The sequence below is a fragment of the Streptomyces sp. NPDC048590 genome (assembly GCF_043199535.1).
Lineage (GTDB): Bacteria > Actinomycetota > Actinomycetes > Streptomycetales > Streptomycetaceae > Streptomyces.
In genome coordinates, this window is record NZ_JBICWC010000001.1 from 781,658 (window position 1) to 806,821 (window position 25,164).

The 25,164-nt window shown below is 71.0% G+C and carries 28 protein-coding genes; 10 read left to right on the forward strand and 18 right to left on the reverse strand.

Going from position 1 to position 25,164, the window contains the following annotated elements:
• Window positions 1-356 precede the first annotated feature (356 nt).
• Window positions 357-728 (reverse strand): SMI1/KNR4 family protein, encoded by a 372-nt coding sequence (locus ACGFNN_RS03335; protein ID WP_393552371.1) that lies wholly within the window; start codon window positions 726-728, stop codon window positions 357-359.
• 466 nt (window positions 729-1,194) lie between these two features.
• On the reverse strand, window positions 1,195-1,626 hold the full coding sequence (locus ACGFNN_RS03340) for a winged helix-turn-helix transcriptional regulator (RefSeq protein WP_393552374.1): 432 nt from the start codon (window positions 1,624-1,626) through the stop codon (window positions 1,195-1,197).
• 96 nt (window positions 1,627-1,722) lie between these two features.
• Here ACGFNN_RS03340 and ACGFNN_RS03345 point away from each other — a divergent pair, with 96 nt between their 5' ends.
• On the forward strand, window positions 1,723-2,073 hold the full coding sequence (locus tag ACGFNN_RS03345) for a DoxX family protein (RefSeq protein WP_393552377.1): 351 nt from the start codon (window positions 1,723-1,725) through the stop codon (window positions 2,071-2,073).
• 137 nt (window positions 2,074-2,210) lie between these two features.
• On the opposite strand, the gene ACGFNN_RS03350 is transcribed toward ACGFNN_RS03345, so the two are convergent.
• The 3 genes from ACGFNN_RS03350 to ACGFNN_RS03360 form a co-directional block, all read right to left on the reverse strand.
• Window positions 2,211-2,870 (reverse strand): IS630 family transposase, encoded by a 660-nt coding sequence (locus tag ACGFNN_RS03350; protein WP_393552908.1) that lies wholly within the window; start codon window positions 2,868-2,870, stop codon window positions 2,211-2,213.
• Between the two features lie 69 nt (window positions 2,871-2,939).
• Entirely contained in the window at window positions 2,940-3,431 is a 492-nt protein-coding gene (locus ACGFNN_RS03355) for a helix-turn-helix domain-containing protein (RefSeq protein ID WP_393552379.1), read from the reverse strand.
• 153 nt (window positions 3,432-3,584) lie between these two features.
• Window positions 3,585-3,953 carry a VOC family protein gene (locus tag ACGFNN_RS03360; RefSeq protein WP_393552382.1) on the reverse strand — a complete coding sequence of 123 codons (369 nt, stop codon included), beginning with the start codon at window positions 3,951-3,953 and terminating at the stop codon, window positions 3,585-3,587.
• Between the two features lie 394 nt (window positions 3,954-4,347).
• Between ACGFNN_RS03360 and ACGFNN_RS03365 the strand changes: the two genes are divergently transcribed.
• Window positions 4,348-4,470 carry a hypothetical protein gene (locus ACGFNN_RS03365; protein WP_393552385.1) on the forward strand — a complete coding sequence of 41 codons (123 nt, stop codon included), beginning with the start codon at window positions 4,348-4,350 and terminating at the stop codon, window positions 4,468-4,470.
• A gap of 77 nt (window positions 4,471-4,547) precedes the next feature.
• Here ACGFNN_RS03365 and ACGFNN_RS03370 read toward each other — a convergent pair whose 3' ends face one another.
• The 4 genes from ACGFNN_RS03370 to ACGFNN_RS03385 all read right to left on the reverse strand — a co-directional run bounded on the left by ACGFNN_RS03370 (window position 4,548) and on the right by ACGFNN_RS03385 (window position 7,020).
• Window positions 4,548-5,126: a dihydrofolate reductase family protein gene (locus ACGFNN_RS03370; protein WP_393552388.1), complete on the reverse strand. Its 579-nt coding sequence runs from the start codon at window positions 5,124-5,126 to the stop codon at window positions 4,548-4,550.
• Window positions 5,127-5,287: 161 nt separating this feature from the next.
• A complete protein-coding gene (locus tag ACGFNN_RS03375) occupies window positions 5,288-5,833 on the reverse strand; it encodes an MOSC domain-containing protein (RefSeq protein ID WP_393552391.1) in 546 nt (181 codons plus the stop codon).
• A 31-nt stretch (window positions 5,834-5,864) separates the two neighbouring features.
• Complete coding sequence (locus ACGFNN_RS03380) at window positions 5,865-6,431, reverse strand: flavoprotein (RefSeq protein WP_393552393.1); 567 nt, start codon at window positions 6,429-6,431, stop codon at window positions 5,865-5,867.
• A gap of 76 nt (window positions 6,432-6,507) precedes the next feature.
• The gene (locus ACGFNN_RS03385) at window positions 6,508-7,020 is read right to left on the reverse strand and encodes a hypothetical protein (protein ID WP_393552396.1); all 513 of its coding nucleotides are present in this window, start codon (window positions 7,018-7,020) and stop codon (window positions 6,508-6,510) included.
• A 144-nt stretch (window positions 7,021-7,164) separates the two neighbouring features.
• Between ACGFNN_RS03385 and ACGFNN_RS03390 the strand changes: the two genes are divergently transcribed.
• The 4 genes from ACGFNN_RS03390 (at window position 7,165) to ACGFNN_RS03405 (ending at window position 9,720) form a co-directional block, all read left to right on the forward strand.
• Window positions 7,165-7,380: a hypothetical protein gene (locus ACGFNN_RS03390; RefSeq protein WP_362544028.1), complete on the forward strand. Its 216-nt coding sequence runs from the start codon at window positions 7,165-7,167 to the stop codon at window positions 7,378-7,380.
• A gap of 201 nt (window positions 7,381-7,581) precedes the next feature.
• Complete coding sequence (locus tag ACGFNN_RS03395) at window positions 7,582-8,016, forward strand: hypothetical protein (RefSeq protein WP_393552399.1); 435 nt, start codon at window positions 7,582-7,584, stop codon at window positions 8,014-8,016.
• A 1-nt stretch (window position 8,017) separates the two neighbouring features.
• A complete protein-coding gene (locus tag ACGFNN_RS03400; protein ID WP_393552402.1) occupies window positions 8,018-9,385 on the forward strand; it encodes a DUF1254 domain-containing protein in 1,368 nt (455 codons plus the stop codon).
• A gap of 110 nt (window positions 9,386-9,495) precedes the next feature.
• On the forward strand, window positions 9,496-9,720 hold the full coding sequence (locus ACGFNN_RS03405; protein ID WP_362544019.1) for a DUF2277 domain-containing protein: 225 nt from the start codon (window positions 9,496-9,498) through the stop codon (window positions 9,718-9,720).
• A gap of 50 nt (window positions 9,721-9,770) precedes the next feature.
• Here the strand turns inward: ACGFNN_RS03405 and ACGFNN_RS03410 are convergent, their stop codons facing one another.
• The 4 genes from ACGFNN_RS03410 to ACGFNN_RS03425 all read right to left on the reverse strand — a co-directional run bounded on the left by ACGFNN_RS03410 (window position 9,771) and on the right by ACGFNN_RS03425 (window position 13,709).
• On the reverse strand, window positions 9,771-10,466 hold the full coding sequence (locus ACGFNN_RS03410; RefSeq protein ID WP_393552405.1) for a DedA family protein: 696 nt from the start codon (window positions 10,464-10,466) through the stop codon (window positions 9,771-9,773).
• A gap of 208 nt (window positions 10,467-10,674) precedes the next feature.
• Window positions 10,675-11,139, reverse strand: a complete 465-nt coding sequence (locus ACGFNN_RS03415; protein ID WP_393552408.1) for a DoxX family protein — start codon at window positions 11,137-11,139, stop codon at window positions 10,675-10,677.
• 112 nt (window positions 11,140-11,251) lie between these two features.
• Window positions 11,252-12,964: an alkaline phosphatase D family protein gene (locus tag ACGFNN_RS03420; protein WP_393552411.1), complete on the reverse strand. Its 1,713-nt coding sequence runs from the start codon at window positions 12,962-12,964 to the stop codon at window positions 11,252-11,254.
• A gap of 100 nt (window positions 12,965-13,064) precedes the next feature.
• Entirely contained in the window at window positions 13,065-13,709 is a 645-nt protein-coding gene (locus ACGFNN_RS03425) for an HNH endonuclease family protein (protein ID WP_393552414.1), read from the reverse strand.
• A 231-nt stretch (window positions 13,710-13,940) separates the two neighbouring features.
• On the opposite strand from ACGFNN_RS03425, the gene ACGFNN_RS03430 reads away from it, so the two are divergent.
• Window positions 13,941-14,675 (forward strand): ABC transporter permease, encoded by a 735-nt coding sequence (locus ACGFNN_RS03430; protein ID WP_393552417.1) that lies wholly within the window; start codon window positions 13,941-13,943, stop codon window positions 14,673-14,675.
• 158 nt (window positions 14,676-14,833) lie between these two features.
• Here the strand turns inward: ACGFNN_RS03430 and ACGFNN_RS03435 are convergent, their stop codons facing one another.
• Together ACGFNN_RS03435 and ACGFNN_RS03440 are read right to left on the reverse strand one after the other, a co-directional pair.
• Window positions 14,834-15,496: an HAD-IA family hydrolase gene (locus ACGFNN_RS03435; RefSeq protein ID WP_393552420.1), complete on the reverse strand. Its 663-nt coding sequence runs from the start codon at window positions 15,494-15,496 to the stop codon at window positions 14,834-14,836.
• A 189-nt stretch (window positions 15,497-15,685) separates the two neighbouring features.
• Entirely contained in the window at window positions 15,686-16,639 is a 954-nt protein-coding gene (locus ACGFNN_RS03440; RefSeq protein ID WP_393552423.1) for a peptidoglycan-binding protein, read from the reverse strand.
• Between the two features lie 138 nt (window positions 16,640-16,777).
• Here ACGFNN_RS03440 and ACGFNN_RS03445 point away from each other — a divergent pair, with 138 nt between their 5' ends.
• Window positions 16,778-18,823, forward strand: a complete 2,046-nt coding sequence (locus ACGFNN_RS03445; protein WP_393552426.1) for an MFS transporter — start codon at window positions 16,778-16,780, stop codon at window positions 18,821-18,823.
• A gap of 36 nt (window positions 18,824-18,859) precedes the next feature.
• On the opposite strand, the gene ACGFNN_RS03450 is transcribed toward ACGFNN_RS03445, so the two are convergent.
• On the reverse strand, window positions 18,860-19,336 hold the full coding sequence (locus tag ACGFNN_RS03450) for a GNAT family N-acetyltransferase (RefSeq protein WP_393552429.1): 477 nt from the start codon (window positions 19,334-19,336) through the stop codon (window positions 18,860-18,862).
• A 28-nt stretch (window positions 19,337-19,364) separates the two neighbouring features.
• Between ACGFNN_RS03450 and ACGFNN_RS03455 the strand changes: the two genes are divergently transcribed.
• Together ACGFNN_RS03455 and ACGFNN_RS03460 are read left to right on the forward strand one after the other, a co-directional pair.
• Window positions 19,365-20,489 carry a serpin family protein gene (locus tag ACGFNN_RS03455; RefSeq protein WP_393552432.1) on the forward strand — a complete coding sequence of 375 codons (1,125 nt, stop codon included), beginning with the start codon at window positions 19,365-19,367 and terminating at the stop codon, window positions 20,487-20,489.
• 176 nt (window positions 20,490-20,665) lie between these two features.
• Window positions 20,666-22,720, forward strand: coding sequence for a bifunctional glycosyltransferase 87/phosphatase PAP2 family protein (locus ACGFNN_RS03460; protein WP_393552435.1), 2,055 nt, complete (start codon window positions 20,666-20,668; stop codon window positions 22,718-22,720).
• Between the two features lie 82 nt (window positions 22,721-22,802).
• On the opposite strand, the gene ACGFNN_RS03465 is transcribed toward ACGFNN_RS03460, so the two are convergent.
• Together ACGFNN_RS03465 and ACGFNN_RS03470 are read right to left on the reverse strand one after the other, a co-directional pair.
• Complete coding sequence (locus ACGFNN_RS03465) at window positions 22,803-24,167, reverse strand: MFS transporter (RefSeq protein ID WP_393552438.1); 1,365 nt, start codon at window positions 24,165-24,167, stop codon at window positions 22,803-22,805.
• 200 nt (window positions 24,168-24,367) lie between these two features.
• The gene (locus tag ACGFNN_RS03470; RefSeq protein WP_362674458.1) at window positions 24,368-25,030 is read right to left on the reverse strand and encodes a TetR family transcriptional regulator; all 663 of its coding nucleotides are present in this window, start codon (window positions 25,028-25,030) and stop codon (window positions 24,368-24,370) included.
• Window positions 25,031-25,164: the final 134 nt, after the last annotated feature.

Sequence of the window (25,164 nt, forward strand, 5' to 3'; positions counted from 1 at the left end):
TTGTTCGTTCCTCATCCGCAGGACGAGGGAGAGGCCTCGTGCCAGATGCGTCGCCGGAAGCTGCCCTCGGTGATCATCGGCGCGGTAGGTGGTGGCATCACCGATACCCTCGCGTCGTCACGGGCCGGCCCAGCGATGAGTTGCCGGACTTCTGGTCACCGGCTCCCAGATACGGCGAAGACGACTGAGGAAAGCCCGTGCCCTCGCATGCCCGATCGGACAGAGCACGCGTGGAACCATTGGGACCTGGGCGTACCGCCCACATCTGCCAGGGTCAGCAACCGTGCAGCTCAGGCGTAGTCCGTGTACGCGGTATTCCGAACCAGGGACGTAGAAATCGGCAGGTCTTCAGATGGCTACCGATACCAATCGCCCTCTCCCGCGAGAGAGCGGTGCAGGTAGTCTGCCAGTTCCCTCGCAGCCCACAGTCGACTGTCACTCTCGTGATCCCAGACAAAGATGTCCGGACGATCGGGCGTGAGCACGAAGGCGAACTGGTCGCCGCCGCCGTTGTCGCCAAAGAACAGCAGTGGATTGAAGGGCATGTACAGGCCCGGGAACGCACCAGGGGACCAGAAATGCAGATTCTGCTCCACGATCCGATCCAGTGACCAGACGATGTCGGTCCCGTACTCGTCGACTACCCCATTGGTCTCCGGCAGCAGTGCTGTCAATTGTCCCGGCAGGCTTCGGTCAAGGCGCCGCTCCGCCTCGTCTAGCGTCGCCACATCAACAGGTGTCTGGAACTCGACGTCGAGCGAGGCTCCAGCAGCAGCTTCCTTCCATATGGGCGCAGTCTAAGCGGGACGACCGGCGGCCCTGAACGCCGGTGCGGTACAGCAGCGCGGTACGACTGATGGAACTACCGATGGAGGACTCGATCGGACTGATGTCGCGAATCACCGACGATCCGCACGGCTACGGCGGTTGAGCATTTGGCGGCCGAGCCTGCCGCGTTCGCGGCAGATTGCTCGCCACGTGCCATAGTCGCGGTTGCTGCTGTACGTGCCGTGTCAGGCGTACGAACTCGCCACCGGGGAGGAGTGGGACCGCGCCCGACCCGTTACTGCTTCGCGAGCGCCGGACTGCGGCATACACCCGCGCCCCGGGCGACAGTCGCGGCCCAGGTAGGTCGTGAAGTGGCGCCCCAGGCCGGAGGCGTGTTTGTTCGAGAGCACGGCTCCAACCTATTGATCAGAAACGGCTCGGGTTCTCATCAATACGTGGGATCTTCACCGGGTTCGTCTGATGCGCCTCGATGGTCCTGGCCGCCTCGGCTGTTTCCCGGAAATTGACGATCGCCTCGCCGTTCTCCCGCGCCCATGCTGTGAGCATTCTGATGGGCTCCTCCAGGGTTCGCCCGAGATCGGTCAGTCCGTACTCCACGCGCGGCGGCGCTTCGGCGTACGCGTACCGCTCGATGAGCCCGTTGGCTTGGAGCCGGCGCAACGTCTGGGTCAGTACCTTGCGCGAAATGCCACCGCTCAGCTCGACCAGCTCGCCGTGGCGCAACGGGCCGTCGGTCAGCGCGAAGAGGGTGACCATGGACCACTTGCTGGCGATGATCTCCATGGCCAGGAGAGCGGGACAGTCGGCGAGGAAGGCAACTCCGGGTCGCAGGCTCATGCCCCGAAGGTTACCTGGAGGTACCTGACGGTTGCCTATCGTCGTCGAGGTGCGCACGCCCCCTTACTCGTATCTCGCACGATTGAGGTTTCACCCATGTTCGTCTCTCTTGTCGTCGTCACCGTGTTCATGTCGGCGCTTCTTCTGGTATCGGCTGGAGCCAAGTCTCTGCGGACGCGGCACATCACCGAGCAGATGTCCACCCTCGGAGTGCCGCAGAGCATGATGGCTTTCCTGATCGGCGCTCAGGTCGCGGGCGCGGCCGGTGCGATCGCCGGACTCTGGTGGGTACCCGTCGGAATCGCCGCCGCGATCGGGCTGACGCTCTATTTCGCTGGGGCGGTTGCCTTCCACCTGCGCGTCGGCGACCGCAAGGGCGCGTCTCCGGCGATGGTCCTCGCCATGGCCTCTGTCGTCCTGACCGTGCTGAGTGCTGCCACCCTCTGACAACGGACAGTCGGTCTGACGCTGGGCCTGATCGTGCTGAGTGAGGTCGGGCTCCGATGGGAACGGCCATCGTTGATCATCGTGAGTTGTTTCGACAAACGAAGATCAGGTGATGGCCGTGGGCCACAGCGTACTGATCAGAAGCTCATCGGGTTCTCGCCCAGGATGTAGCGGATGTGTGGACCGCCGAAGTAGCCGCGGACGGTGTGTGGCTGACGTTGTCGTCGGCAGAAGAAGCGGCGGGTTTCCGCGGAGAGTTCGTCCTGGTTCCGGGCTCGGTGCTGCCGGGGCAGGCTGTACTTGAGGTCGGCATTGACCAACTCGTCGAGGTTCAGCTCGGGCGAGAACGGGGGCAGGAAGTGCAGCTCTACGTCGTCGGGGTGGGCGGCGAGCCAGTCGCGGACCTTCTTGGACCGGTGGGCGGAGTGTCCGTCGACAACGAGGTGGACCTTGGTCTCGAAGTGGCCGGCGAGCCGGTCGATGAAGCGGCACATCACCTCGGTGGTGCAGCTCTCGGTGAAGACCATGAGGTGCATCCGGCCCTTGGTGCTGATCGCGGACATCGCGTTCACCGAGAACCGGTTGTCGGACCTGCGCACGATCGGAGTCTTCCCCTTCTCACCCCAGGTTCGGCCGGTGACCTGATCGGAGCGGATGCCGACCTGATCGGCAAAGAGGATCTCGCCGCCCTCGGCCTTCGCCTTCGCACGGATCCGCGGCCAGGTCTCAGCATGCCAGCGCGCGACTGCCTCCGGGTCCTGCTCGACGGCCCGCTTGTCCGGGCGCTGGAAAGACAGCCCCCATCGTCTGAGGTACTTGCCAGGCCCGGTTCGGTCATCCGTACCCGGTACAGCTTCGCGATCAGCTCACCCACCAGCCGTCGCGTTCACAACCGCCCACTCAAGCCCACGTCGCAGGGCTGGTGATCGAGGACCGCCTGCCGCACGGCAGCCTGCTCGGCCTCCCCGAGCACCTGGTGCACCCCGACCGGCTTGCCCCGCCTGCTGCATGACCAGCGCCTCCCGGCCACCGGCCTGCCACTTCGCCCACCACCCGTCGACTGCCTTCAGCGACACCCCGAACACCGCCGCCACATCCTCACGGGCCCGCCCCGCCACCAACGCGGCCACAGCCCGCAACCGCAGGGCCTCCCGCGCCGACGGCGACAGATGCCGCGCGTCCCCCACCAGATCGCGCACACACCACCAACGACCCAGAACCCAAACCGTTTCGGATCGATAGTGTGATCGTGTGCGCCACGAGAGACATGACGAGCCGCTGTCAGGAGAAGAACTGGAGCTCTTCCTCCAGTTCCTCCACAGATTCGCAAGACATGAGCTCGATCTCTTCGCTCTCATGGAAGTTGGCGATCCCGAACACCCCGCTTACGTGAGCATCGGGAGGAATCCGCAGCCAGGCGTTGCCCCGTCGGCGTACTGTCGGCCGTAGCAGGGTTGGACGAGAATCCGGCATCCGCCATTGCTGGATTCAACAGCGACACCGGCAGGGTGTCACCGAACCGGGATCGGCTGGGTGAGGTTCACCGGGTTGCCGTCGGGGTCCTTGATGTGTGCGACGCGCTGCCCCCACGGCATGTCATTGGGGCCGTCGCTGACCGAGCCGCCCAGCGCCGTCACCCGGCCCAGCGTCTCGTCGACGTCATCGACCCCGATGCTGAGCAGCATCCGCGGTGCCCCCACAGCCCCTGGGTTCTTCTTGGTCACCAGGCCGAGGTCGGTGTCGCCGATGCGGAGGCCGAAGTAGAACGGCGGTCCCTCCGCCGGCACCCGGAAGATCTCCTCGGCGCCGAACAGGTTTGTGTAGAAGGCCACCAGGGGGTTCTGGTCGGCTGTGATGATTACTGGCTGGATGGTGGACATGGCACTCCTGAGGTGGGAACGGTCGTCCCTGGGTGGACCGTCGAACGACGGTGAACTGATCGGTACGTCAGGGAGCGGTCAATGTCAGCGCCACCTTCTACGCTTCTCATCGTGATCAAAGGGGGGATCAGCCGGGATGGTGTCTTCGAGCCCCTTGCAGATGAAGACAAGTTGGGCCGAGCATCTTGAGCGACAGGATTCCCGCAGGTGCGCCCGCGGCAGGACCTTCGTGGTCGTTGATGCGGCAGGGCGTACACCTGGGCACCCTGGTGGTCGCGCAGGTGGACCAGCCCTGGTTCGTGTGCAGGTTCCGTGCGACTTCGGCCTGGGGAGCCTCGCGGCCCACCGTCGAGGCGTGGACCAAGGCGGTGGACGAGAGGGGGATGAGGACGAGATGATCAGCGCGCTGGAGGCCGTCGATGCTCTCAGCCTGTCTCTGGTATCGGTCACCGGCGCGGAGGTGATCGGAGACTTCCTGATCCATGTCGAGGGTCGCACCGCGAGGTTCCGTTACTGAGGGCTTCGAGGTGCGGAGCGCGTTCCTGAACGGCTGAGACCGGTCGGGCCGTGGGCGGCCGGGAGCCCGGCTCGGGCTCAGGCGTGCAGGGTGGGGCGGTAGACGAGTTCCTGGATGTGGTCGTCGAGCGTGCGGTGCTCGATGAGTTCCAGGTCGAAGTCGGCTGCTCCCTGGAATACCGGGTCCAGGCCGGACCTGCCGGTGATGACGGGGAAGAGGGTCACCTGGACGCGGTCGACGAGGCCGGCCGCCATCAGGGCGCGGTTCATGGCCAGGCTGCCGTGTGAGCGCAGCGGCACCTCGGAGTCCTTCTTCAGCCGCCTCACGACGTCGACGGCGTCGCCCTTCGCGATGGTCGCGTCCGGCCAGTCGAGGGGGCCTTCCAGGGTGGACGACACGACCGTCATGGGCAGGTTCCGCATCCGCGTGACCCAGGGGTCGCGCACATCAGAGTCCTCGGTGCTCTCGGCCAGCATCCGGGCGAACAGCCGGTAGGTGTTTGCGCCGAGGACCATCCGCTGCTCCTCGCCGTACAGCGCGAAACGGTGGTCGAGGAGTTCCGGGCCCTGCTTGCCCCAGTAGCCGGTCCAGTCGCCACCGGCCGCCCCGAAGCCGTCGAGGCTGGAGAAGATGTCGAAGGTGTAGGTGGCGGTCATGACGGCTCCTCGGTGCGGTGGCTCACGGTGCGATGTGTCACCGTTGTGGTGGTTCGTCCTCGGAGGTAAAGACTGCTGACAGCGGTGGAACTCATCGCCCCGCGACGTGCCGAGCCATGGCGCCGGAGACCTGCCACGTGCTGATCGCTCGCCGCGACCCGTCAGACGCGTTCCAGCGGGCGGTGCGGTCCCGGCGGGAGTTCGACGGCGACGGTGTCCTCCGGCCGCACCGGGCCGCCGGTGCGGACCACGGCCATGATGCCGGACTTGAAGGTGAAGTCGCCAGACGCCGGGTCGAGGGCGAACATCTCCGTGAGCAGGCCGGGCCGGAAATCGTTGATCTTGGAACAGGGGTTCCGCAGACCCGTCACCTCCACCACCGCCTGCTCGCCGAGGTGCAGCAGGGTCCCTGTGGGAAGGGAGAGGAGGTCGATGCCCCGGGTGGTGATGTTCTCGCCCAGCTCGCCCGGAGCGACCGAGTAGCCCTTGAGAGCGAGTTCGTCGAAGAGCTCCTCGTGCATCAGGTGCACCTGGCGCAGGTTGGGCAGGTCGGGCTCGTAGGTCATGCGGAACTGGTGGCGGATCGTCCGGCCCGCGTGGACGTCCCCTTCGACGCCGAGGCCGGCCAGCAGGGTCACGGACGCGCGGCGGGGCTTGCTGAATCCGTAAGCCGGGTCGCTGCTCACCGCTGTGACTCTGCCCGACATCCCCACTCCGCCCATCTGTCCGCGTCCCCGGTCAGCCTGCCGGGGTGCCCACGCGATCGAGGATCGTAGCCCACGGGAGCCGACGGGCGGCCGGCTCCTGGCGGGGTTCGTACAGGGGGAAGACGTCCGCCCCGTACACCAGCTCCACGCCCGCCCTTCGGAGCGCCTCGATGTGCCCTTCCCACGCCGGGTGCCGGGCGTGTGCCGCGTTGATGCGCGGGAAGAGCACGACGGGGACGCCGATCGTCCCCAGTGCCTCGCTCACCTGGGTGAGGGCCTGGTTGTCCGCGATGCCCGTGGCGAGCTTGGCCACGTAGTTCGCGCTCGCCGGTGCCACGATCCAGCGGTCGGCCACCGGGTGTGGGCGGGGCTCGGCAGGCAGCCGGGGGGTGTCGCGTACCGGCAGGCCGGTGAGTGACTCCAGCCGGTCGAGCTCGCCGTCGGCCCTCAGCCACCGGCCGGCGTTCGGAGTGAGGGTGACGGCGACCTGCCAGCCCAGGGCGACGGCCGGTTCGACCAGCCCGGTACGGAGTTCCTCGACCCCGTCGGCCGCTGTACCCACGACTCCCAGCACTCCGCGGCTGCTGCCTGCCTTCACCGGTTCCTCCGCTCCGGTCCGCCCGGACCGGGGTGGTCCGGACCGGGATGGTGACGTCCTGGGTAGCCGTGCCGGGTCAGTCGCGGATGCCCAGGTTCTCGCGCATCACACGGTGGAGCGCCGCGAGCTTCGGGTCGGCCGCCTTGATGTCCAGGAGCAGCCGCTCCGCGGTCTCGCCGTCCCGGGCCGGCCCGCGGTCGATGCGTTTGAGCGCGGCGTCCGTTCCAGCCAGGACGACGTTCAGCTCCCGGGAAGCGGCGAGAACGGTGCCGGGGACGATCATCTGGGCCTCCGCGTAGCGGTCCCGGTAGTCGCGCCGGGCCTCCTCGAGCGCGGTCCGGTCCTCGTCGGTGTAGACCCCGTCGCGTACGCGGTGCAGGGCGTCCTTGAGGAGGGTGTGGAAGTGGCCGGTCGCCCGGTTCATAGCGATGTACGACGCCCGTCGCTCGTCGAGGAACCGCCGGTGCTCCTCCGCCCGGAGCTCAGCCGTACGCTGCCGCCGGGCGGTACGGCCCGTGATCACCGGGGCGAACAGGGTGCCGAGCACTCCGAAGACCGCGGTGATCATGGCGGCTATGGCGGCACTCATGCGGGAGACCCTAGCGCGGGACGCGCGGGACGCGTGCGGCCCGTGGCGTTCCGCGTGAGGCGCCACGACCTCGGTGGACGGCGGCGTGCCTGGCGGGGCAGGTCCCGGGATGCGAGCGGGCGGGGCACGGGGGACCGTGGAGGCATGTCCGGACATCCTCCTGTGATCGTGTATCCGCCTTCGGCCAACGGCGGCCGGAGGGTGACCGTGCGGGGGCAGATCGTGGGGCTGGCGCACGGGCGCGGGGACGTGGCGTCCTTCCTGCGGCACGCGGGTCTCGACGGAGGTGCCGAGGAGATCGATCTGGACCAGCCGGAGCTGATCGAGTGGCGGGGCGGTGACCTCGACACCTGGGGGTGAGGGCCGACCGACCGGGTGCGCCGCAGCCTGCCCTGGCCCCGTCGCCGGTTCCGCCGCGGGCCGCGGGCGTATCGGGCGGTGACCGTCCACCGGCCTCCCGTCACCTGTTCGGGTGCGTCGGGGTCGTGGGCGGACCGGGTGTCGCGGAGGGTCGGATCTGCCCGCGGCAGTGCGGGCGGTCCGTCGAGCGGAGGAAGATCCATGACCCATTCAGCGCCCGCACCCGACTCCTCGCGGTCACCGGCCCGGGACCCCGGTGGTCCCTGGGCGGCCGGCGGTGTGATGTTCGCGGGGGTACTGCTGCTCGTGGACGGCATTCTCGCCGTCGTGAAGGGGATCGCGGGGATCGCGTCCGACGAGGTGTACACGCGCGTCAGCAACTACACCTTCGCCTTCGACGTCACTGCCTGGGGCTGGGTCCACCTGGTCCTCGGCGTGGTGCTGGTGTTCGTGGGGTGGGGCATCCTGCAGGGCGCGGCCTGGGCCTGGGGGGTCGGTGTCGGGCTTGCGGCCCTCAACATCGTCGTCAACTTCGTGTGGCTGCCGTACCAGCCGGTGTGGGCGGTCATCTCGATCGCGATCGACGCCTTCGTGATCTGGGCCCTGTGCGCCCACCGGGCGAAGCCGGTCGTCTGACGTGACCTTGGGACCGGGCGGCAGGGAACCGGACGCCGTGACGGCGCTGGCCGCCGACGCGTACGTCTACGGGTCGCCGCTCGTGCGCACGCTGCACTTCGTCCAGTCCTGCCTTCAGGAGGGGTACGGCTCGACGGCCCCCGCGCCGTTCAACGCCTTCGCCCACGCCGACGGGCCGGCCACGCCCGGTACACCCGTGCCGTACGCCCCGGCCGACCTGGTGGACGCGCTCGCCCAGCTCGACCTCTCCGGGGGGCCGGTCAGACTGCACGTCCCCGACACCGGCGGGGCGTACTACGTGCTCCGCTTCACGGACGCCTGGAGCAACTCGTTCGCCTATCTCGGTTCCCGGGCCACCGGCACCGGGAAGGGGGACTGGCTGATCGTGCCGCCGGGATGGTCCGGCACCGTGCCCGACGAGTTGTCGGGGGTGATCGACGCCCCCACCTCCGTCGTGTCCGTCGTCGGGCACCTCGCCTGCGACGGCCCGGGGGACATGCCCCGGGTGCGGGCGCTCCAGCAGGAGTTCACGCTCACGCACCTGGGGGACCGGGCACACCGGACGGGGCTCCCCGCGCCGGAGTCCGGTGTGCCGCGGGAGCTGCGGTTCTTCGAGGAACTCCGGGTGTGGATGGCCGACTTCCCGGCTTCGGCCGCCGACCGCGCCTATCAGGACCGTTTCCAGCCGCTGGGGCTCCTGGAGGAGGGTGTCTCCCCGTACGTGTCGGCCGGTCCCGGTCTGGTGCGCGCTCTCGGGCGGGGGCTCGCGCTCGGCCGGCTGCGGGTGGAGGAGGCGGCGAGACGGGTGGTCTCCATGCCTGCGGGTCCGTACGGCTCGTGGCGGACGATCGGGCACCTGCGGGACCACAACGTGGACCACCTGGGCGTCGGGACACTCGCCGCCCCGGAGTGGAAGATCGCCGACCGGGAGGCGTCCTACCTGGTCAGGGCGGTGGCGGCTCGACGAGGGCACCGACTGCCGCACGGGTACGAAGCGGTGTACGCGACCACCGCACGCGACTCGGGCGGCCAACCGCTGTCCGGCGCCCACGCCTACGTACTGCGCCTCGCGCCGCCGCCCCCGGTCCGGGCGTTCTGGTCGCTGACGGTGTACGACAGCCCCGGCGGCCGTCTCGTCGCCGACACGGCCGGGCGCTTCGCGGTCGGGAGCCGGACACCGGGGCTCGCGTACGGCGCCGACGGTTCGCTGACGCTGCACCTCTCCGTCTCCCCGCCCGGGGATCCCCGGGCGGCGGCGAACTGGCTGCCGGTGCCGCCCGGGGCCTTCCGTGCGGTGATGAGGCTGCATGTCCCGGGGCAGGCGGTGCTCGACGGAAGTTGCGTCCTCCCGGCGTTCGGGAGGGAGTGAGCTGCCGCGGGGGCGGCCGAGGGCGACCGGCTGCCACCACCGCCCTCGTTCCGACACGGGGACGCGGGGTTCTCGGGTGCGTTGTCAGTGGGACGCCTCACACTGGAGGCATGTGCCGCAGTATCAAGACGCTTCGTCCGCCCGCCATCCCCGAAGAGGCCACCGAGGAGGACATGAGAGCCGCCGCCCTGCAGTACGTGCGCAAGGTCTCCGGCTTCCGTGCGCCCGCGGCGCACAACCAGGAGGTCTTCGACCGTGCGGTCGAAGAGATCACCGAGGCCACCCAGCGACTGCTGGACGGACTCGAGGTGCGGGGTGCTTCCGCGCGGACCTGAGAGCTGCCCCCGGTCCGGCCACGAGTGGCCGGAGGTGGTGACCAGGGCCGTCAGGTTCCGGCCGTGACTCCGGCGGGCTGTGCCGACGCCGCGTCGGCGGGCCGGCGTACGACGACCGCCGCGAGGGCGCCCGCCAGGAAGAGCGCGAGTACGGAGATCGCCGTGCCCAGCCAGCCGGCGCCCAGGAACTGGCCGCCGAAGTAGCCGAGGCCCACGCTGTAGACGGCCCAGGCCAGACCCGCCACGGCCGACCACGGGACGAACTCCTTCGCCTTGCGGTGAGCCGCGCCCGCGCCCAGGGAGACGACGGAGCGGCCCGCCGGGGCGAACCGGGCGACGACGACGAGCGCGCCCCCGCCCCGGCTCAGTGCGGCGCCGAGACGTTCCTGCGCCGAGGTGAGCCTGCGGGACCGCGCGATCGCCCGGTCGAGGCGCTCACCGCCGCGCCAGGCGAGACGGTAGGCGACGAGGTCGCCGAGGACCGAGGCTGTCGCCGCGCAGAGTGTCAGGACCAGGAGCGACGGCACCTGCCTCGAGGCCTCGCCGGCCGCAGCGGTGACCGAGGCCGTGCTCGCGGCGGCCGCCGAGGCGGTGACGGAGGTCGTGCCGGCCGCGGCAGCCGTGGCGGCGGTGATCACGAGTACGCCGCTGGGCAGCACCGGCAGGAAGACGTCCAGGAGCACCGAGAGGGCGACCGCCGCGTAGATCCATGGGCTGCCTGTCAGCGCGCCCACACTCTCGAGCACTTCTACTCCCCGTCCCATCCGACGTGTCAGCGCCGCGACGACGCAGGGGAGCGGCAGGGGCGGCAGGTCCAGCTGTACAGCGTACGCCTGCGGCTGACGTCGTTCACCCGGTATTCGCCGGGCGTGGGGCCGATGTTGTGCAGCTCACGCGGAACGGCCCCGGTCACCCTCGGAGCGGAGGTGGCCGGGGCCGTCGGGAGCGCGCCGGTCAGGCCGAGACGGCCCGGGCCTTCTCGGGTGCGGGCTCGCGCTCGCCCCCGGGCACCGCGTCGCCGCGGGAGGAGAACAGCCGGTCCAGGGCCACGGCGCCGGAGCCGGTGAAGACGAGGAGCAGGAAGGCCCAGCAGAAGACCGCCGATGCCTCGCCGCCGTTCTGCAGGGGGAACAGGGACTCGGGCTGGTGCACCTTGAAGTACGCGTACGCCATGGACCCGGAGCAGACGAGCGCGGCGGCGCGGGTGCCGAGGCCGAGTGCGACCAGGGTGCCGCCGACGAGCTGGATGACGGCCGCGTACCAGCCAGGCCATGTGCCGGCCGGTACGGTGCCGCCGCCCATGGAGCCGCCGAGGACCCCGAAGAGGGAGGCGGCGCCGTGGCATGCGAAGAGGAAACCTATGACGACCCGGAAGAGTCCGAGTGCGTAGGGCTGTGCCCGATTCAGTTGCGTGGACATGGAGGTGGGGCTCCTTGGGTCTGGGGACGAGAACCACTCAGGAACGCCACAGGTTAGGTTCACCTCACTTGTGCTTGCAAGTTCAACAGTCTGTGGACTGGCCGAAAAGCGATCAGTCGTTGGGGGTGAGTCGGCGCTCCAGGATCGTCTCGAGCTGCGCTCCAGGCGTCCTTGCTTTGGCCTGAACCAATGTCAGCGCGGCTTTTCGGCCATGCAGCGTGAGGGTCATCAGCTGATTCCCGAACCAGGGGCCGCCCTCCTTGCGCCAGCGCATCCCGAGGCGCTCCGTGCGTCCGTGGAGCGCCAGCGCGCGCCCGAGCCGGCGGCCCGCCCGGCTCCAGCCGAAACGGAAGCCGACGCGCATGTATCCGGGGACGGAGTTGTGGACGGGGGAGCAGGTCAGTTGAAGGATGCGCGAGGACGGAGTGTCGTCAGGGGTGGAGCCGGGCCACTGTGGCTCGGCGATGTAGGCGTGGTGCACATCGCCCGAAAGGACGCATATCGTCGCAGGTGCGTCCGAAGCGGATCCCACTTCTCTCAGCAGCTCCGAGAGGCGGCGGAAGGATTCCGGGAAGGCGGCCCAATGCTCCAGGTCACCGGCCCGGCGCACCTTCTCCCCGACGCGCGCCCACCGCTCACCCCGCTCACCGCGACAGAGCGCGGCGTTCCAGCTCTCCGCCTCGTGTATCAGGGGCGGCAGGAGCCAGGGGAGGGACGTGCCGATCAGCAGATGGTCGTACGCGCCGGGGTCGGAGAGCGCGTCCTCGCTCAGCCACCGCTCCTCCTCCTCGCGGAGGATCGACCGCCGCTGCTCGTCCAGGACCCGGGCCGCCCGGCTGTCCACCATCAGGAGGCGGGTTCGGCCGAAAACACGCCGGTAGCTCCACCGGGCCCGCGACGGGTCGGCGTCCACCTCCGCCGCGTGGACGCGCAGCGCCTCGGTGCCGTCCGGGGTGGCGCGGACCGCCGCGTAGACGGGGTCGGTCTCCAGGGCGTCGGGGGAGAGGTTGCCGAGGTGCTGGTAGACCCAGTACGACATGAGCCCGCTGACGATCCGCTCGTGCCACCAGGGCGTGTTCCGCATGTCCCGGAGCCAGGCGGCGCTGGTGTTCCAATCATCGATCACGTCGTGATCGTCGAAGATCATGCAGCTCGGCACCGTGGAGAGCAGCCATCGCACCTCCGGGTCGCGCCAGGACTCGTCGTAGAGGTGGGTGTACTCCTCGTAGTCCGCGACCTCGGCGCCCGGCGCCTCCCTCAGGTCGCGGCGGGCGGCGAGCCGTTTCCGTGTGGCCTGCGAGGTCTCGTCCGCGTACACCTGGTCGCCGAGGAGCAGGAGGACGTCCGGGCGTACGGCCGAGGGGTCGGCGGCGAGGCCGGCCGCGAGGGTGTCGAGCGCGTCGGGGCCGATGGGGTCCGCGCCGCCGGGGTGCGGCCGGGACTCCGGCGAGGGGCCGTACCCGTGGCCGGGCGGGGCCGCCCAGCGGCACGAGCCGAAGGCGACCCGCACCGGATCCGCCCCGGCCCGCTCCGGCGCGGGGGCGGAGATGGTGCTCGGCGGGAAGCGGGAGTCCTCGGGCGGCCAGACGCGGCGGTCGTCGAGCAGCACCTCGTAGGCCGTGGTCGCGCCGGGGGTCAGGCCGGTCACCACCACGAGGGCGTAGTGGTGGCCCTCGACCGCGAAGGTGGGGGCGGTGCCGGCCGCCCCGTCCTCGCAGCGGACCTCCGCCGTGCAGGGTCTGGTCGCCTCCACCCAGACCGTCGCCCGGGAGCCGGATTCCCAGTCGACGTACCTCAGCAGTGGTCCCAGGCGTAGCCCGGCCATGTGTGCCCTCCTCGCGTCGCCGTGAACGATGGCTCCGTAGGGTACGGAACGGCGACGGAGGAGGGCGGGGCCGTCCGGCGGTGACCGGGAGGCGGGCGGGTCAGCAGCCGTTCAGCACGGACTGCAGCGCGCTCTTCTCGGCGGAGTCGACCTTCAGGCCGTAGTAGTGCTTCACGTGCACCCAGGCGCGCGCGTAGGTGCAGCGGTAGGCCGTGCGCGAGGGCAGCCACTCGGCGGGGTCCTGGTCGCTCTTGGACTGGTTGACGTTGTCGGTGACCGCGATGAGCTGAGGTCGCGTCAGGTCGTTGGCGAAGGCCTGGCGCTGGGCCGTGGTCCAGCTGCTGGCCCCGGAGCGCCATGCCTCGGCGAGCGGGACCATGTGGTCGATGTCGAGGTCGGAGGCGGTGGTCCAGGTGGCTCCGTCGTACTGCGAGTACCAGCTTCCGGAGGTGGCGGAGCAGGAGGAGTTCTGGACGACCCCGGTGCCGTCGCGCTTCAGCACGACCTCACGGGTGTCGCAGCTGCCCGACTGGGTGATCCAGTGCGGGAACTTGTCCCTGCTGTAGCCGGAGGAGGAGCCCTCGGTGGCGACGGTGAGCTGGCTCAGATACGTACGTGCGGTCGAGGCGGCGATCGGGGTGGGCATCGCGGCCTGGGCGGTGGGGGCCGTGAGCAGCCCCGTCGTGGCGGCGAGCGCGGCGGAGGCGGCGACGACGGCTATGCGACGCGCGTAGATACCGGACATGCGAGCTCCCTTGATGTGGGGGTGTCGAGCAGCGGCCTTCGGGGCCAGGCCAGCGTGACGGCGCCTGGTTTCGGTGGGGTGGTCGCCAGGTAACAGAGTGGCGACATGCGCACGTCACATCAAGAGGTAGGACAATAGCTCTGACGTCCCGTCCGAAGTCCGTTCGAGCAGGGTTCCTGACGGGCCGGTATCCCGGCCAGGCGTGACGCGTGGGCGTCCTAAGGTGTCGGAGTGCTGCTTCCCGTCGGTCCCACGCTCGGCGTCGTACTCGCCGTACTCCTGGTCATCGCCGTCGCCGTCGCCGCCTGGGCCTCGCTGGGAAGGTCCCGTGAGATCGCTGTCGCCGGGGTGCGCGCGGCGGTCCAACTGGCCGTCGTCTCCCTGCTCATCGGCTGGGTCGTGCACCACCTGGGGGCCCTGCTGGGCTTCCTGGGGCTGATGTTCGCGGTCGCGGTACGGACGGCGGGGCGCCGCGTCACCCCCAACGGCACCTGGTGGTGGGCCGCACTGCCGATCGGCGCGGGAGTGGCGCCGGTGATCGCGCTGCTGCTGCTCACGGGGCTGCTGCCGACGCGGGGCATCGCCCTCATCCCGGTCACCGGAATCCTCATCGGGGGCGCGCTCACCGCGACCGTGCTCGGCGGGCGGCGCGCCCTGGACGAACTCACCACGCGGCACGGGGAGGTGGAGGCCGGACTGGCTCTCGGGATGACGGACCGGGACGCCCGGCTGGAGATCGCCCGGCCCGCCGCCTCGGACGCGCTGCTGCCGGGGCTGGACCAGACCCGGACCGTGGGGCTGGTGACCTTGCCGGGGGCCTTCGTCGGGATGCTGCTGGGTGGCGCCTCGCCGGTCGAGGCGGGCGCCGTCCAGCTGTTCGTGCTGGTGGCTCTGATGGCGGTCCAGGCCGCCGCGGTCGCGCTCGTGCTGGAGCTGGTCGCGCGGGGGCGGATGCATCGGGGGTGAGTGCCGCTGTCGGGCCGCCCGGCGGGCGTTCCCGGTGCCGTGCGGTGGATGGCGGGACGCGGGACAGTACGGGCCGCTCGGGGCCGGGGTGGCCCTGCGGGCCTCGGGGCTGTCCCGTGATCTCTGGCGGGTCCGGGACGGCCCTTCGGCGGCAGGTCCTACCGGGCGTCGATGTGCAGGAGGATCGAGCCGTCGGCGCCGGCCTCCACGCGGAGCTGCGTCAGGTCGTACACGTGGGCGTCGGGGGAGAGCGCCGCCGCGCGCGGGCCGACGCCCACGACGCGCATGCCCGCCGCCCGGCCGGCCGCGATCCCGGCCTCCGAGTCCTCGAACACCACGCAGTCGGCGGGGGCGAAGCCCAGGTCCGCGGCGCCCTTGAGGAAGCCCTCGGGGTCGGGCTTGCTGGCGCCGACCATCTCGGCCGTGACGCGGGTCTGCGGCATGGGCAGATCCGCGGCCGTCATCCGAGCCCTGGCGAGCGCCGAGTCGGCCGAGGTCACGAGCGCGTGCGGGAGCGCGGCGATCGACGCCATGAAGGCCGGTGCGCCGCCGATGGGCACGACACCCTCGGTGTCGGCGGTCTCCTCGGCCAGCATGATCCGGTTCTCCGCGTAGTTCTGCTCCATCGGGCGGTCCGGGAGCAGCGCCGCCATCGTGGCGTAGCCCTGGCGGCCGTGGACGACCTTGAGTGCTTCCTCCGGGTCCAGTCCCTGCGCGAGCGCCCAGCGGCGCCAGCAGCGCTCCACCACGGCGTCGGAATTGACCAGGGTCCCGTCCATGTCCAACAGGAGGGCGCGGGCTTCGAGGACGGTGGCCGACATGGGCATGCTCCAGAACGCGGGGGGACGCAGCGGCGGCTGCGGGTGAAGACAAAAACAAGTAGCCCCGCCCGCCGGTCAGGGAGAACGAGCGGAGGCTACTTTGTTCCTCCACGATACAAAAAGGGATCGCGAAACGCCAATCCCGCTGGGCAGGGCGGGTCGGGCCCGCCGCGAGGCGCCTTTGCCGTGTCAGTCCCGGCGTCCCTGCCCGGTGGTCTGCGACTCCAGGGCCCGACGGGTCTCCGGGCCGTAGACGCCCGGCGGGTCACCGTGCAGCGACACCCACCGCTGGTACTCCGCGACGGACTGCTCCACCTGCTCCGAGTACGTACCGCTCTCCGGGCCGCGGTAGACCCAGATCTCCTGCAGTCTGCGCTGGAGCTCGGAGACCTCCGCCCCGCGGTCCCCGCGTCGCAGCGTCGCCCCGGTCAGTCCTTGGGCGGGCGGTGCGGCGGAAGGGGACACCGTGGAGGGCTCCGCGGTCACGGAGGCGGATGGGGACGCGGTCGCCGAGGCCGTGGGCGAGGCCGACGGGCTCCTCGAAGGAGTGGGGGAGGCGGACGGCGATGCCTCGGCCGTCTCCGACGGCGAGGCGGAGGCGGAAGCCGGCGCGGAGGGCGACACCGACGCGGCAGGCTCCTCGCTCGCGTCGGGCGCGCTCGTGGTGAACTCGGGCAGCGCCGTGCCGCCTTGGTCCTCGTCCTCGAACATGCCGCTCGCGAAGGCCGCCGTGCCCACCACCGCGGCCACGGCCACACCCACGGCGAGGACGGCGAACGGCCCGCGCCGCCGCGGGCGTACGGGGTCCGGTCCGCCGCCGGCGTACGCCGCCGCCGAGCGACGGCGGGTCTCGTCCGCGGCGGTGGCGGTGTCCGGCCGCGGACGCTCCTCCCGGACCCCGTCCAGGAAGAGCGGCATCGTCGTGGCCGCCGCCCCGGGGGCACCGCCGTCGTCCCGGCTCTCGCCGTCCAGCTTCACGTACGGCCGGATCCTCAACGGGTCGAAGTCCTCGGCGGCCGCCATCTCCGCGGTACGGGCGTCCCGTCCGGTGAGCGGCTCCGTGCCGGTGGCACCGCAGGCGCATCCCGCCCCGGGTCTCGCGGCCCGCTCGCCGCCGCACTCCGGGCATATATGTCCGGTCATCGTGGGTTCCCCTCCCCTTTGAACTGCCTGCGATTATGCAGCAGCCACCGAGCGGCCCCGCGCCCGTACCGCCGCTCGGCAGGCCATAACGGCACACAGCGGCCAGGATGGGGTTGAAGCGGACCCGAGGAGATGTCCATGGCCCAGCAGATGAGCCCGCCACCCCTGCCGGCAGCGACGGGGCGGTCCGGGCGGAACGTCCTGGTGCCCATCGGGGCACTGCTCCTCGGAATGCTGCTCGCCGCACTCGATCAGACCATCGTCTCCACCGCGCTGCCCACGATCGTCAGCGAGCTGGGCGGCCTGGACCATCTGTCGTGGGTGGTCACCGCCTACATGCTGGCCGCCACCGCGGCCACCCCGCTCTGGGGCAAGCTCGGCGACCAGTACGGGCGCAAGAAGCTCTTCCAGACGGCCATCGTCATCTTCCTCATCGGCTCCGCGCTCTGCGGGATGGCCCAGAACATGCCGCAGCTGATCGGCTTCCGCGCTCTCCAGGGGCTCGGCGGCGGAGGGCTGATGGTGCTGTCGATGGCCATCGTCGGAGACATCGTCACCCCGCGCGAGCGCGGCAAGTACCAGGGACTCTTCGGTGCGGTCTTCGGCGTGACCAGCGTCCTGGGCCCGCTGCTCGGCGGCTTCTTCACCGAGCACCTCAGCTGGCGCTGGGTCTTCTACATCAACCTGCCCATCGGGGTGGTGGCCCTGCTCGTCATCGCGGCGGCGCTGCACATCCCGGTCCGCCGCACCAAGCACACCATCGACTACCTGGGCACCTTCCTCATCGCCTCGGTCGCCACCTGCCTGGTCCTCATCGCCTCGCTCGGCGGCACCACCTGGTCCTGGAGCTCCCCGCAGGTCATCGTCCTGGCGGTCCTCGCCGTGGTGCTGCTCGTCGGCTTCGTCGCGGCCGAACGCCGGGCCGCGGAACCGGTGCTGCCGCTGAAGCTGTTCCGGATGCGGACGTTCGCCCTCGTCGCGGTCATCAGCTTCGTCATCGGCTTCGCCATGTTCGGCGCCATGACCTACCTGCCGACCTTCCTGCAGGTGGTGCACGGCATCACCCCGACGATGTCCGGTGTGCACATGCTGCCGATGGTCTTCGGCCTGCTGATCACCTCGACGGTCTCCGGGCAGATCGTCAGCAGGACCGGCCGCTGGAAGGTGTTCCCGATCGCGGGCACCGCCGTCACCGTGATCGGCCTGCTGCTGCTCCACACGCTCTCCGAGAACAGCTCCACCTGGACGATGAGCCTCTGCTTCTTCGTGTTCGGCGCGGGCCTCGGCCTGGTGATGCAGGTGCTCGTACTGATCGTGCAGAACTCCGTCGGCTACGAGGACCTGGGCGTCGCCACCTCCGGCGCCACCTTCTTCCGGTCCATCGGGGCGTCGTTCGGCGTGGCCGTCTTCGGCACGATCTTCACCAACCGGCTGACCGGGAAGCTCGAGGAGGCGCTCAGCGGCCGGGCGCTCCCGCCCGGTGTGGACGCCGCCGCGCTGGCCGCCGACCCGCGGGCCATCAGCCGCCTCCCGGCGGACCTGCGCCCCTCGGTGCTGAGCGCGTACTCCACCTCGATCACCGACGTCTTCCTCTACGCCGCACCCGTCGTGGTCCTCGCCTTCGTCCTGGCCTGGTTCCTGAAGGAGGAGCCGCTGCGCGGCTCGGTGACCGCGCCCGACACCAGCGAGACCCTCGCCTCCAACCCGGTCCAGCGCTCCTCGTACGACGAATGCGCCCGCGCCCTGTCCGTGCTCGCCACCCGCGAGGGGCGCCGGGAGATCTACGAGAAGATCACCGCGAAGGCCGGGTACGACCTGCAACCCGCTGCCAGCTGGCTGCTGCTGCGCATCAAGCGGCACGGCACCGTCGAGCCCGGCAGACTGGCCGAGATCGCCCCCGTGCCGCTGAGGGTGATCACCTCGGCCGCCCGGCAGGTGGAGGAGCGCGGTCTCGCACGGCGGGAGGGCATGCAACTGGTGCTCACCGAACCCGGCGCGGAGGCGGTCGTACGGCTCTCCGCGGCCCGCGAGGAATCCCTCGCCGAACTCCTCGGCGACTGGTGGGGGCCGGACAGGCCCACCGACCTGGTCAGGCTGGTCACCGAGCTGTCCGCCGAGGTCAGCGGGTCGAGCAAGGAGCGGCCGCACATGCCCGAACCCCGCCGGGACCACTCTGCGGGCTGACCCCGCGGGCCCCGGCCCGTGCCACGTGTGCCGCGCTCACAGCTCCTTGGCGAACCAGTGCTCCGCGTACGGCCCCCGGTTGAACGCCGGGACCTCCCGGTAGCCGTGCTTCGCGTACAGCCCGCGCGCCTCCACGAGATCGGCGCGGGTGTCGAGCCGGATCCGCCGCACCCCGTAGGCGCGCGCCGCGTTCTCGACGCCGGCGAGCAGCAGCCCCCCGCCGCCCGAGGAGCGGAACTCGGGGCGGACGTAGACCCGGGTCAGCTCCGCCGTCGCCCCGTCCACCAGCCGCAGGCCCGCGCAGCTCGCCGGCCGGCCCCCGTAACGGCCCACGAGGAACTCACCCGTCGGCGAGGCCAGCCTTTCCGCGCCGTCGTCCCGGAGGCCCTCGTCGATCTCGGCTGCGGTCGCCGGCCGGCCCCAGTAGCGGCTCGCCACCTCGTCGTAGTAGTCACGCCGCAGCAGCGCGGCGACGCGCCCTTCGACGGGTTCGGGGGCCACGGTCCAGGTCATCGGGCCATTCTGGCTGTCGTACGGACGGATGACGAACCGATATGCGAGGGCGTGGGCGATGCGGGACACGGCACGGGCGGAAGCGGTCCGGAGGCTCGGGGAGCGGTGGGTACGGGAGATGGAACGGCCGGGCGCCGGGGGCGGCTTCGTGTGCTCGCCCGCCGGGCTCTGGCTGGCCATGACCGCGGTCGCCGCCGGGGCGCGTGCGGAGACGGCGCGGGAGCTGCGTTCCCTCCTCGGCACGGCCGGGCCGGAGGCCGCCGCCGCGGTGGGGGAGGCGGCGCGGGAGTGGGGGCGCACCGGAGCCCTGACCCTGGCGACCCGGGTGTGGAACACGGTGCCGCTCCTGCCGGAGTACGAGAGTTCACTGCCGGACGTCCCCTTCGGAACGCCCCGCGCGGCCGAGATCGACGCCTGGGTCCGCGAACTGACCCAGGGCCTTATCGCGCGGCTTCCGCTCCCCCTCGACGACGGCACCCCGCTGGCCCTGGTGCACGTGCTGGCCTTGAAGGCCCTCTGGGAGCGGGCGTTCGACCCGGCCCTCACCCGCGACCTCCCCTTCACCGACGCGGCGGGCACGGTACGGCCGGTGGCGACCATGCACGCGCCCGTCCCCCCGCGTGACGTCTGGACGGTGCCCGGGGCACACGTCGTCGAACTGCGCTGCCGCTCCGAGCCCGACGGCGCCCCGCCGGCACGGATCAGATTCGTCCTGGGGGAGCCGGGCCGGGCAGTGGGAGAGGTGCTGCCCCTGGCCTGGGCGCCGGAGGAGTCACGGTCCCCGCTCGGGTCCGGCCCGGTGACCTTGGCGCTGCCGCGCTTCACCCTGCGGACGCACGTACGGGTCGAGGAGCAGCTGCCGTCGCTCGGAGTGCGGCGGGTCACCGACCCTCGGGAGGCGGACCTCTCCGGCCTCTCGCCGGTGCGCCTCCACCTCTCCGCCGTGGTCCAGGAGGCGGTGGTGAGGATCGCCGAGGAGGGCGTGGAGGCTGCGGCCGTCACGGTCGTGGCGACACGCTCCGGTGCCGCGAGACCACGGGACGCCCGGCACATCGCCTTCGACCGGCCCTTCGGGGTCGTCGTCCTGGACGGGGCGTCGGACGTCCCCCTCGTCGCCGGCTGGCAGGCGGCCACGCCCCGGTACGAGGTCTGACGCAGGAGCAGACGGAGGCCCCTCGGTGGTGTTCGGGCATTCTTTCGGCAAATCGGTGGCGACAGTCAGGCTAAGAGGGGGTTGATGGTGTCTGTCTCATGGGGCAATGCGAGGCTTCATCCGCACAAACCCGGGCCGAGGGGACAGTGCGACGGAAACAGGAGGGTCGGCGCAGCGTGACAGATGTGGAGCGCAGTGTGCGGGGCGAAGCGGCGGCGGACCCGGGGGCGAGGGCCGCTGCGGCCAGAGCCGTCCTCTGGCTGCTCGTCGCCGTCCTGGCCGTACGGCAGGTGGCGGTGGTGCTGCGCACCCCGCCCGGTGAACGCCTCACCGACCTGGAGACCTGGACCGGGGCGACCGGGGTCCTGCACATCGCGGGATCGCTCTACGAACCGGGCCGCTTCACCGGCACGCCGTTCGCCGGGCTGGTGCTGAGACCGCTGACGGTCTCCGCGGAACAGGCCCTGGGCGTCGTGTGGACCTTCGGATCGCTGCTCCTCGTCGTCGCACTCGGGTTCGTCGCCGTCCGTGCCCTGCCCGCGCCCGTCGGCCGGCGCACCGCGTTCCTCGCCGCCCCCGTCGCGGTCACCCTGCTCATGGTGTCGCTGCCCGTCCGCAACACCCTGTTCCTGGGGCAGACCAGCATCCTCCCGGTGCTGCTGGTCCTGGTCGCCTGCTTCGCCGTACGGGGCGAGCGGCTGCCGGGGGTCCTCATCGGCGTCGCGGCGGCGCTCCAGCCCGCGGTGCTGCTCTTCGCCGTCCTCCTCGGGCTCACCGGCAGGCGCCGGGCCGCGGTGAGCGGGGGAGTCACCTTCGTCGCCTGCACCGGCCTGGCCTGGGCGGCGATGCCCGCCGACTCCTGGGCGTACTGGGTGCACCACCTGGCGGGCGCCGGGCTGGGGGAGAGCCCGGACAGCGCGGCCAACCAGTCGCTGCACGGGGCACTGCTTCGCTTCGGTCTCCAAGGGCCGTCGGAGATCGCGCTGTTCGTGGCCCTGGCCGCCGCCGTGATCTTCCTCGGGCTGCGCCGCGCGGTCCGCTACGCGAGGGACGGGCAGCTGCTCCTGGCCGTCGCGGTCACCGGGTGCGTCGCCGTCGCCGTCTCGCCCACCGCCTGGCAGCACCAGTTGCTCTGGGTGCTGCTCGCCGTCGTCGGGCGCGTCGGGACACGTGCCGCGGACCGGCTGGTGTGGCCGGCGGTCGTGGTGCTGGTGCTCACCCTGCCGGGGAAGTGGCTGCTGCCCAACGTCGGTGTGGTCCTGCCAGTGCGGGACAACGCCCTGCTCGTCACGGCGCTCGCCGCGGCCTGCGCGGTGCCGTTCCTGTCGCGTACCTCGCCCCACTGGGCGCGGCCCGTTCCCACGGAGTACGCGCGGCCGGTCCCGGCGCGTTTCGCCCGGGTGCCGCTGCTGCCGTTCTGGCGCCGGGTGCTCAGCCGCCCCAACCTGCTGCTGGAACTCCTGCTCATCCGGGTCGTCTACTCCGCCTACGCGCAGGTCCGGCTGGCGGCGACCGCGGGACGGGGGACCGCCGAGGCGCACGGCCGGCAGATCCACGCCGCCGAGCAGTGGCTGCACATCGACATCGAGCACTGGGCCAACCACGCGGTCGTGAAGATCCCCTGGCTGCGGGACTACTTCGACTACTACTACTCCACGTTCCACTTCATCGTGCCGCTCGCCATCCTCGGCGTGCTGTACGTGCGGCGGCCCTCCGACTACCGCTGGGCCCGCAGCACCATCGGCTTCGCCACCGTCCTCGCGCTGCTCGGCTTCTGGCTCTACCCGCTGGCGCCGCCCCGCCTGATGCCGGGGCTCGGCTTCATCGACACCGTCCACGGGGCGCAGGACCTCGACAGCCCCGACTTCGGGGCGCTGACGGCGGTCACCAACCAGTACGCGGCGATGCCCTCGCTGCACTTCGGCTGGTCGCTGTGGTGCGGCGTGGTGATCCTGCTGCTCGCGCCGAAGGCGTGGATGAAGGTCCTGGGGCTGCTGCACCCCCTGTTCACCGTCTCGGCGATCGTCGCCACCGGTAACCACTGGGTGCTGGACGCGGTCGGCGGCGCGACCGTCGTGGCCGCGGGCTTCGGGCTGACGTACGTTCTCGCGGGGCCCCGCCGGCTTCGGCCGCCCGCGCCCGCCGTGGATGCCGGACAGCCGCGGCGGGAGGTTGGGGACGAGTCCGTACCTGAACGGGCGGGGGAGCAAGACCTGATCAGCAAGGCCTGACCGGGGGCCGTCACGGGACGGTCCCCGGCGGACGCTTCGATGGTGCGGGGCGGCTCCCGGGAGCCGCCCCGCACCATCGCCTTCAGGCCTTGACCGACACGGCTGCATCCGCCGCCGGAGCGGTGTCGCGCTCACCGAGCCGCTCCGTGGGGACGTGCGCGGTCTCGCGGGCGGACAGCGCCGCGACGACCGGCGGCAGGCAGAGCGCGGCGGCGAAGACCGCGACGCCGGCCCAGTTGTCGCCGTCAGGTCCGGCGATCTGCGAGGCGAAGGCCACGGCGAACCCGGCGATGGCGAAGCCGGTCTGGGTGCCGATCGCCATGCCCGAGAGCCGGACCCGGGTGGGGAACATCTCGGCGTAGAAGGAGGGCCAGATGCCGTTGGCCGCGCTGTAGACGACCCCGAAGACCAGCACGCCCAGGATCAGCACCAGGGGGTAGCTGCCGGTGGAGATCGACCACAGGTACAGGGGCATCACCACCGCGCTGCCGGCGGCCCCGACGAGGAAGACCGGCCGCCGTCCGATCCGGTCGGAGAGCCTGGCCCAGAGCGGGATGGTGAACAGGGCGACGACGTTCGCCAGCGCGCCGACCCACAGCATCCCCGTACGGCTCAGGCCGACCGCGTCGCTGGTGGCGTAGGAGAGGGCCCAGACCGTGAAGACGGTGCTGACCGTAGCGATCACGGCGGCTGCGACGACACGCAGGACGTCGGCCCAGTGGTCGCGCAGCAGCACGGCCAGCGGCATCTTCGCGACGCCCTCGGTCGCCGCCTGCTTGGTGAAGACCGGGGTCTCCTCCAGGGTCCGGCGGATGACGTAGCCGGTGACCGCGACGGCCACGCTCAGCCAGAACGGGATGCGCCAGCCCCAGGACAGCAACTGCTCCTCGGGCAGGGCGGCGACGGGGATGAAGGCCAGGGTCGCGATGAGCTGGCCGGCCTGGGTCCCGTTGATGGTGAAGCTGGTGAAGTAGCCGCGCCGGTGCTGTGGCGCGTGTTCCAGGCTCATGGAGTTGGCGCTGGCCTGCTCACCGGCCGCCGAGATGCCCTGCAGGATCCGCAGGAGGACCAGAAGGACGGGGGCTGCGGAGCCGATCTGCTCGCGGGTGGGCAGACAGCCGATGAGGAACGTCGACAGGCCCATCAGCATCAGCGTGAAGACCATGATTTTCTTGCGCCCGAGGCGGTCGCCCACATGCCCGAGGACGAGCGCGCCGACCGGGCGGGCCGCGTAGGCGACACCGAAGGTGGCCAGCGACAGCAGAGTGGCGTTGGCCGGATCGGACTCGTCGAAGAAGACCTCGGGGAAGATCAGCGCGGCGGCGCTGCCGTAGATGAAGAAGTCGTAGTACTCCAGGGCGCTGCCGATCCAGGCGGCGAGCGCCGCCTTGCGGGGCTGCGCCTCGGGTGGGGACGGGGGACCGGCGGCGGGGTCGTGAGCGGTCACGTCGGGCTCCTTCGGGGACGATCCGTGCGGGAAGAGGCGAGCGGACCCGGCTAACTAACGCACTAGGTAGTTAATTGCGGATGGCTACGGATGTTGCGAGGAGTTGATGCCGGTGTCAAGAGTTCGCGCGAAATCCGGCTCGCCGCGTTCCGCGGGGTACGCCCCGTACTGTCAGGGGCACCTTGCGCGGCGGAAGGGGGCTACAGCGCCCGGTCGGCCGTCAGGTACGCGATGATCATGTCGCCCAGCATCGTCCGGTAGTGCTCGCGGCGGTCCGCGTCCACCAGGTCCCGCTCGAACAGCGCCCCGAAGGTGTGCCTGTTGGCGATCCGGAAGAAGCAGAACGAACTGATCATCGCGTGCAGATCCACCGCGTCGACGTCCGCGGTGAACAGCCCGGAAGCGCGCCCGGTCTCCAGGATGCGCCGCAGCACCTCGATCGCGGGGGAGCCGATACGGCTCAACTCCGGTGAGGAAGCGATGTGTTCGGCCTCGTGGATGTTCTCGATGCTGACCAGGCGGATGAAGTCGGGGTGCGCCTCGTGGTGGTCGAACGTCACCTCCGCCAGTCGGCGGACCGCCGCCACCGGGTCGAGGTGCTCGACGTCCAGGAGCTGTTCGGCCTCCCGGATCCGGCTGTACGCCCGCTCCAGGACCGTGGTGAAGAGCTGCTCCTTGCCGCCGAAGTAGTAGTAGATCATCCGCTTCGTGGTGCGGGTGCGGGCGGCGATCTCGTCGACCCGGGCGCCCGTGTAGCCCAGCCGTGCGAACTCCTGGGTCGCCACCGTGAGGATCTCGTCCCGGGTGCGCGCCGCGTCACGGGTCCGCGGGGCCGGCCGGGCGGTTCCTTCGGTGCTGGTCATCCCGATCCTTCGCGCGCAGACGGTGGGTGCTCGCGATTCTAGATCGCCCCTTCCCTCCGGCCGATCCGGGCCGGGGGGCTTCCCAGGGCGGCGGAGTTCGGATATGACTAACTAACCAGTCCGTACATTAATCG

What these genes read in the sequence shown, in the direction of transcription:
- ACGFNN_RS03340 (WP_393552374.1), bottom strand. Translation starts at nt 1,626, where the DNA reads ATGAGCCTGCGACCCGGAGTTGCCTTCCTCGCCGACTGTCCCGCTCTC.
- ACGFNN_RS03345 (WP_393552377.1), top strand. Translation starts at nt 1,723, where the DNA reads ATGTTCGTCTCTCTTGTCGTCGTCACCGTGTTCATGTCGGCGCTTCTT.
- ACGFNN_RS03355 (WP_393552379.1), bottom strand. Translation starts at nt 3,431, where the DNA reads ATGAGAGCGAAGAGATCGAGCTCATGTCTTGCGAATCTGTGGAGGAAC.
- ACGFNN_RS03360 (WP_393552382.1), bottom strand. Translation starts at nt 3,953, where the DNA reads ATGTCCACCATCCAGCCAGTAATCATCACAGCCGACCAGAACCCCCTG.
- ACGFNN_RS03365 (WP_393552385.1), top strand. Translation starts at nt 4,348, where the DNA reads ATGATCAGCGCGCTGGAGGCCGTCGATGCTCTCAGCCTGTCTCTGGTA.
- ACGFNN_RS03370 (WP_393552388.1), bottom strand. Translation starts at nt 5,126, where the DNA reads ATGACCGCCACCTACACCTTCGACATCTTCTCCAGCCTCGACGGCTTC.
- ACGFNN_RS03375 (WP_393552391.1), bottom strand. Translation starts at nt 5,833, where the DNA reads ATGTCGGGCAGAGTCACAGCGGTGAGCAGCGACCCGGCTTACGGATTC.
- ACGFNN_RS03385 (WP_393552396.1), bottom strand. Translation starts at nt 7,020, where the DNA reads ATGAGTGCCGCCATAGCCGCCATGATCACCGCGGTCTTCGGAGTGCTC.
- ACGFNN_RS03390 (WP_362544028.1), top strand. Translation starts at nt 7,165, where the DNA reads ATGTCCGGACATCCTCCTGTGATCGTGTATCCGCCTTCGGCCAACGGC.
- ACGFNN_RS03395 (WP_393552399.1), top strand. Translation starts at nt 7,582, where the DNA reads ATGACCCATTCAGCGCCCGCACCCGACTCCTCGCGGTCACCGGCCCGG.
- ACGFNN_RS03405 (WP_362544019.1), top strand. Translation starts at nt 9,496, where the DNA reads ATGTGCCGCAGTATCAAGACGCTTCGTCCGCCCGCCATCCCCGAAGAG.
- ACGFNN_RS03415 (WP_393552408.1), bottom strand. Translation starts at nt 11,139, where the DNA reads ATGTCCACGCAACTGAATCGGGCACAGCCCTACGCACTCGGACTCTTC.
- ACGFNN_RS03420 (WP_393552411.1), bottom strand. Translation starts at nt 12,964, where the DNA reads ATGGCCGGGCTACGCCTGGGACCACTGCTGAGGTACGTCGACTGGGAA.
- ACGFNN_RS03425 (WP_393552414.1), bottom strand. Translation starts at nt 13,709, where the DNA reads ATGTCCGGTATCTACGCGCGTCGCATAGCCGTCGTCGCCGCCTCCGCC.
- ACGFNN_RS03435 (WP_393552420.1), bottom strand. Translation starts at nt 15,496, where the DNA reads ATGTCGGCCACCGTCCTCGAAGCCCGCGCCCTCCTGTTGGACATGGAC.
- ACGFNN_RS03440 (WP_393552423.1), bottom strand. Translation starts at nt 16,639, where the DNA reads ATGACCGGACATATATGCCCGGAGTGCGGCGGCGAGCGGGCCGCGAGA.
- ACGFNN_RS03445 (WP_393552426.1), top strand. Translation starts at nt 16,778, where the DNA reads ATGGCCCAGCAGATGAGCCCGCCACCCCTGCCGGCAGCGACGGGGCGG.
- ACGFNN_RS03450 (WP_393552429.1), bottom strand. Translation starts at nt 19,336, where the DNA reads ATGACCTGGACCGTGGCCCCCGAACCCGTCGAAGGGCGCGTCGCCGCG.
- ACGFNN_RS03455 (WP_393552432.1), top strand. Translation starts at nt 19,365, where the DNA reads ATGACGAACCGATATGCGAGGGCGTGGGCGATGCGGGACACGGCACGG.
- ACGFNN_RS03470 (WP_362674458.1), bottom strand. Translation starts at nt 25,030, where the DNA reads ATGACCAGCACCGAAGGAACCGCCCGGCCGGCCCCGCGGACCCGTGAC.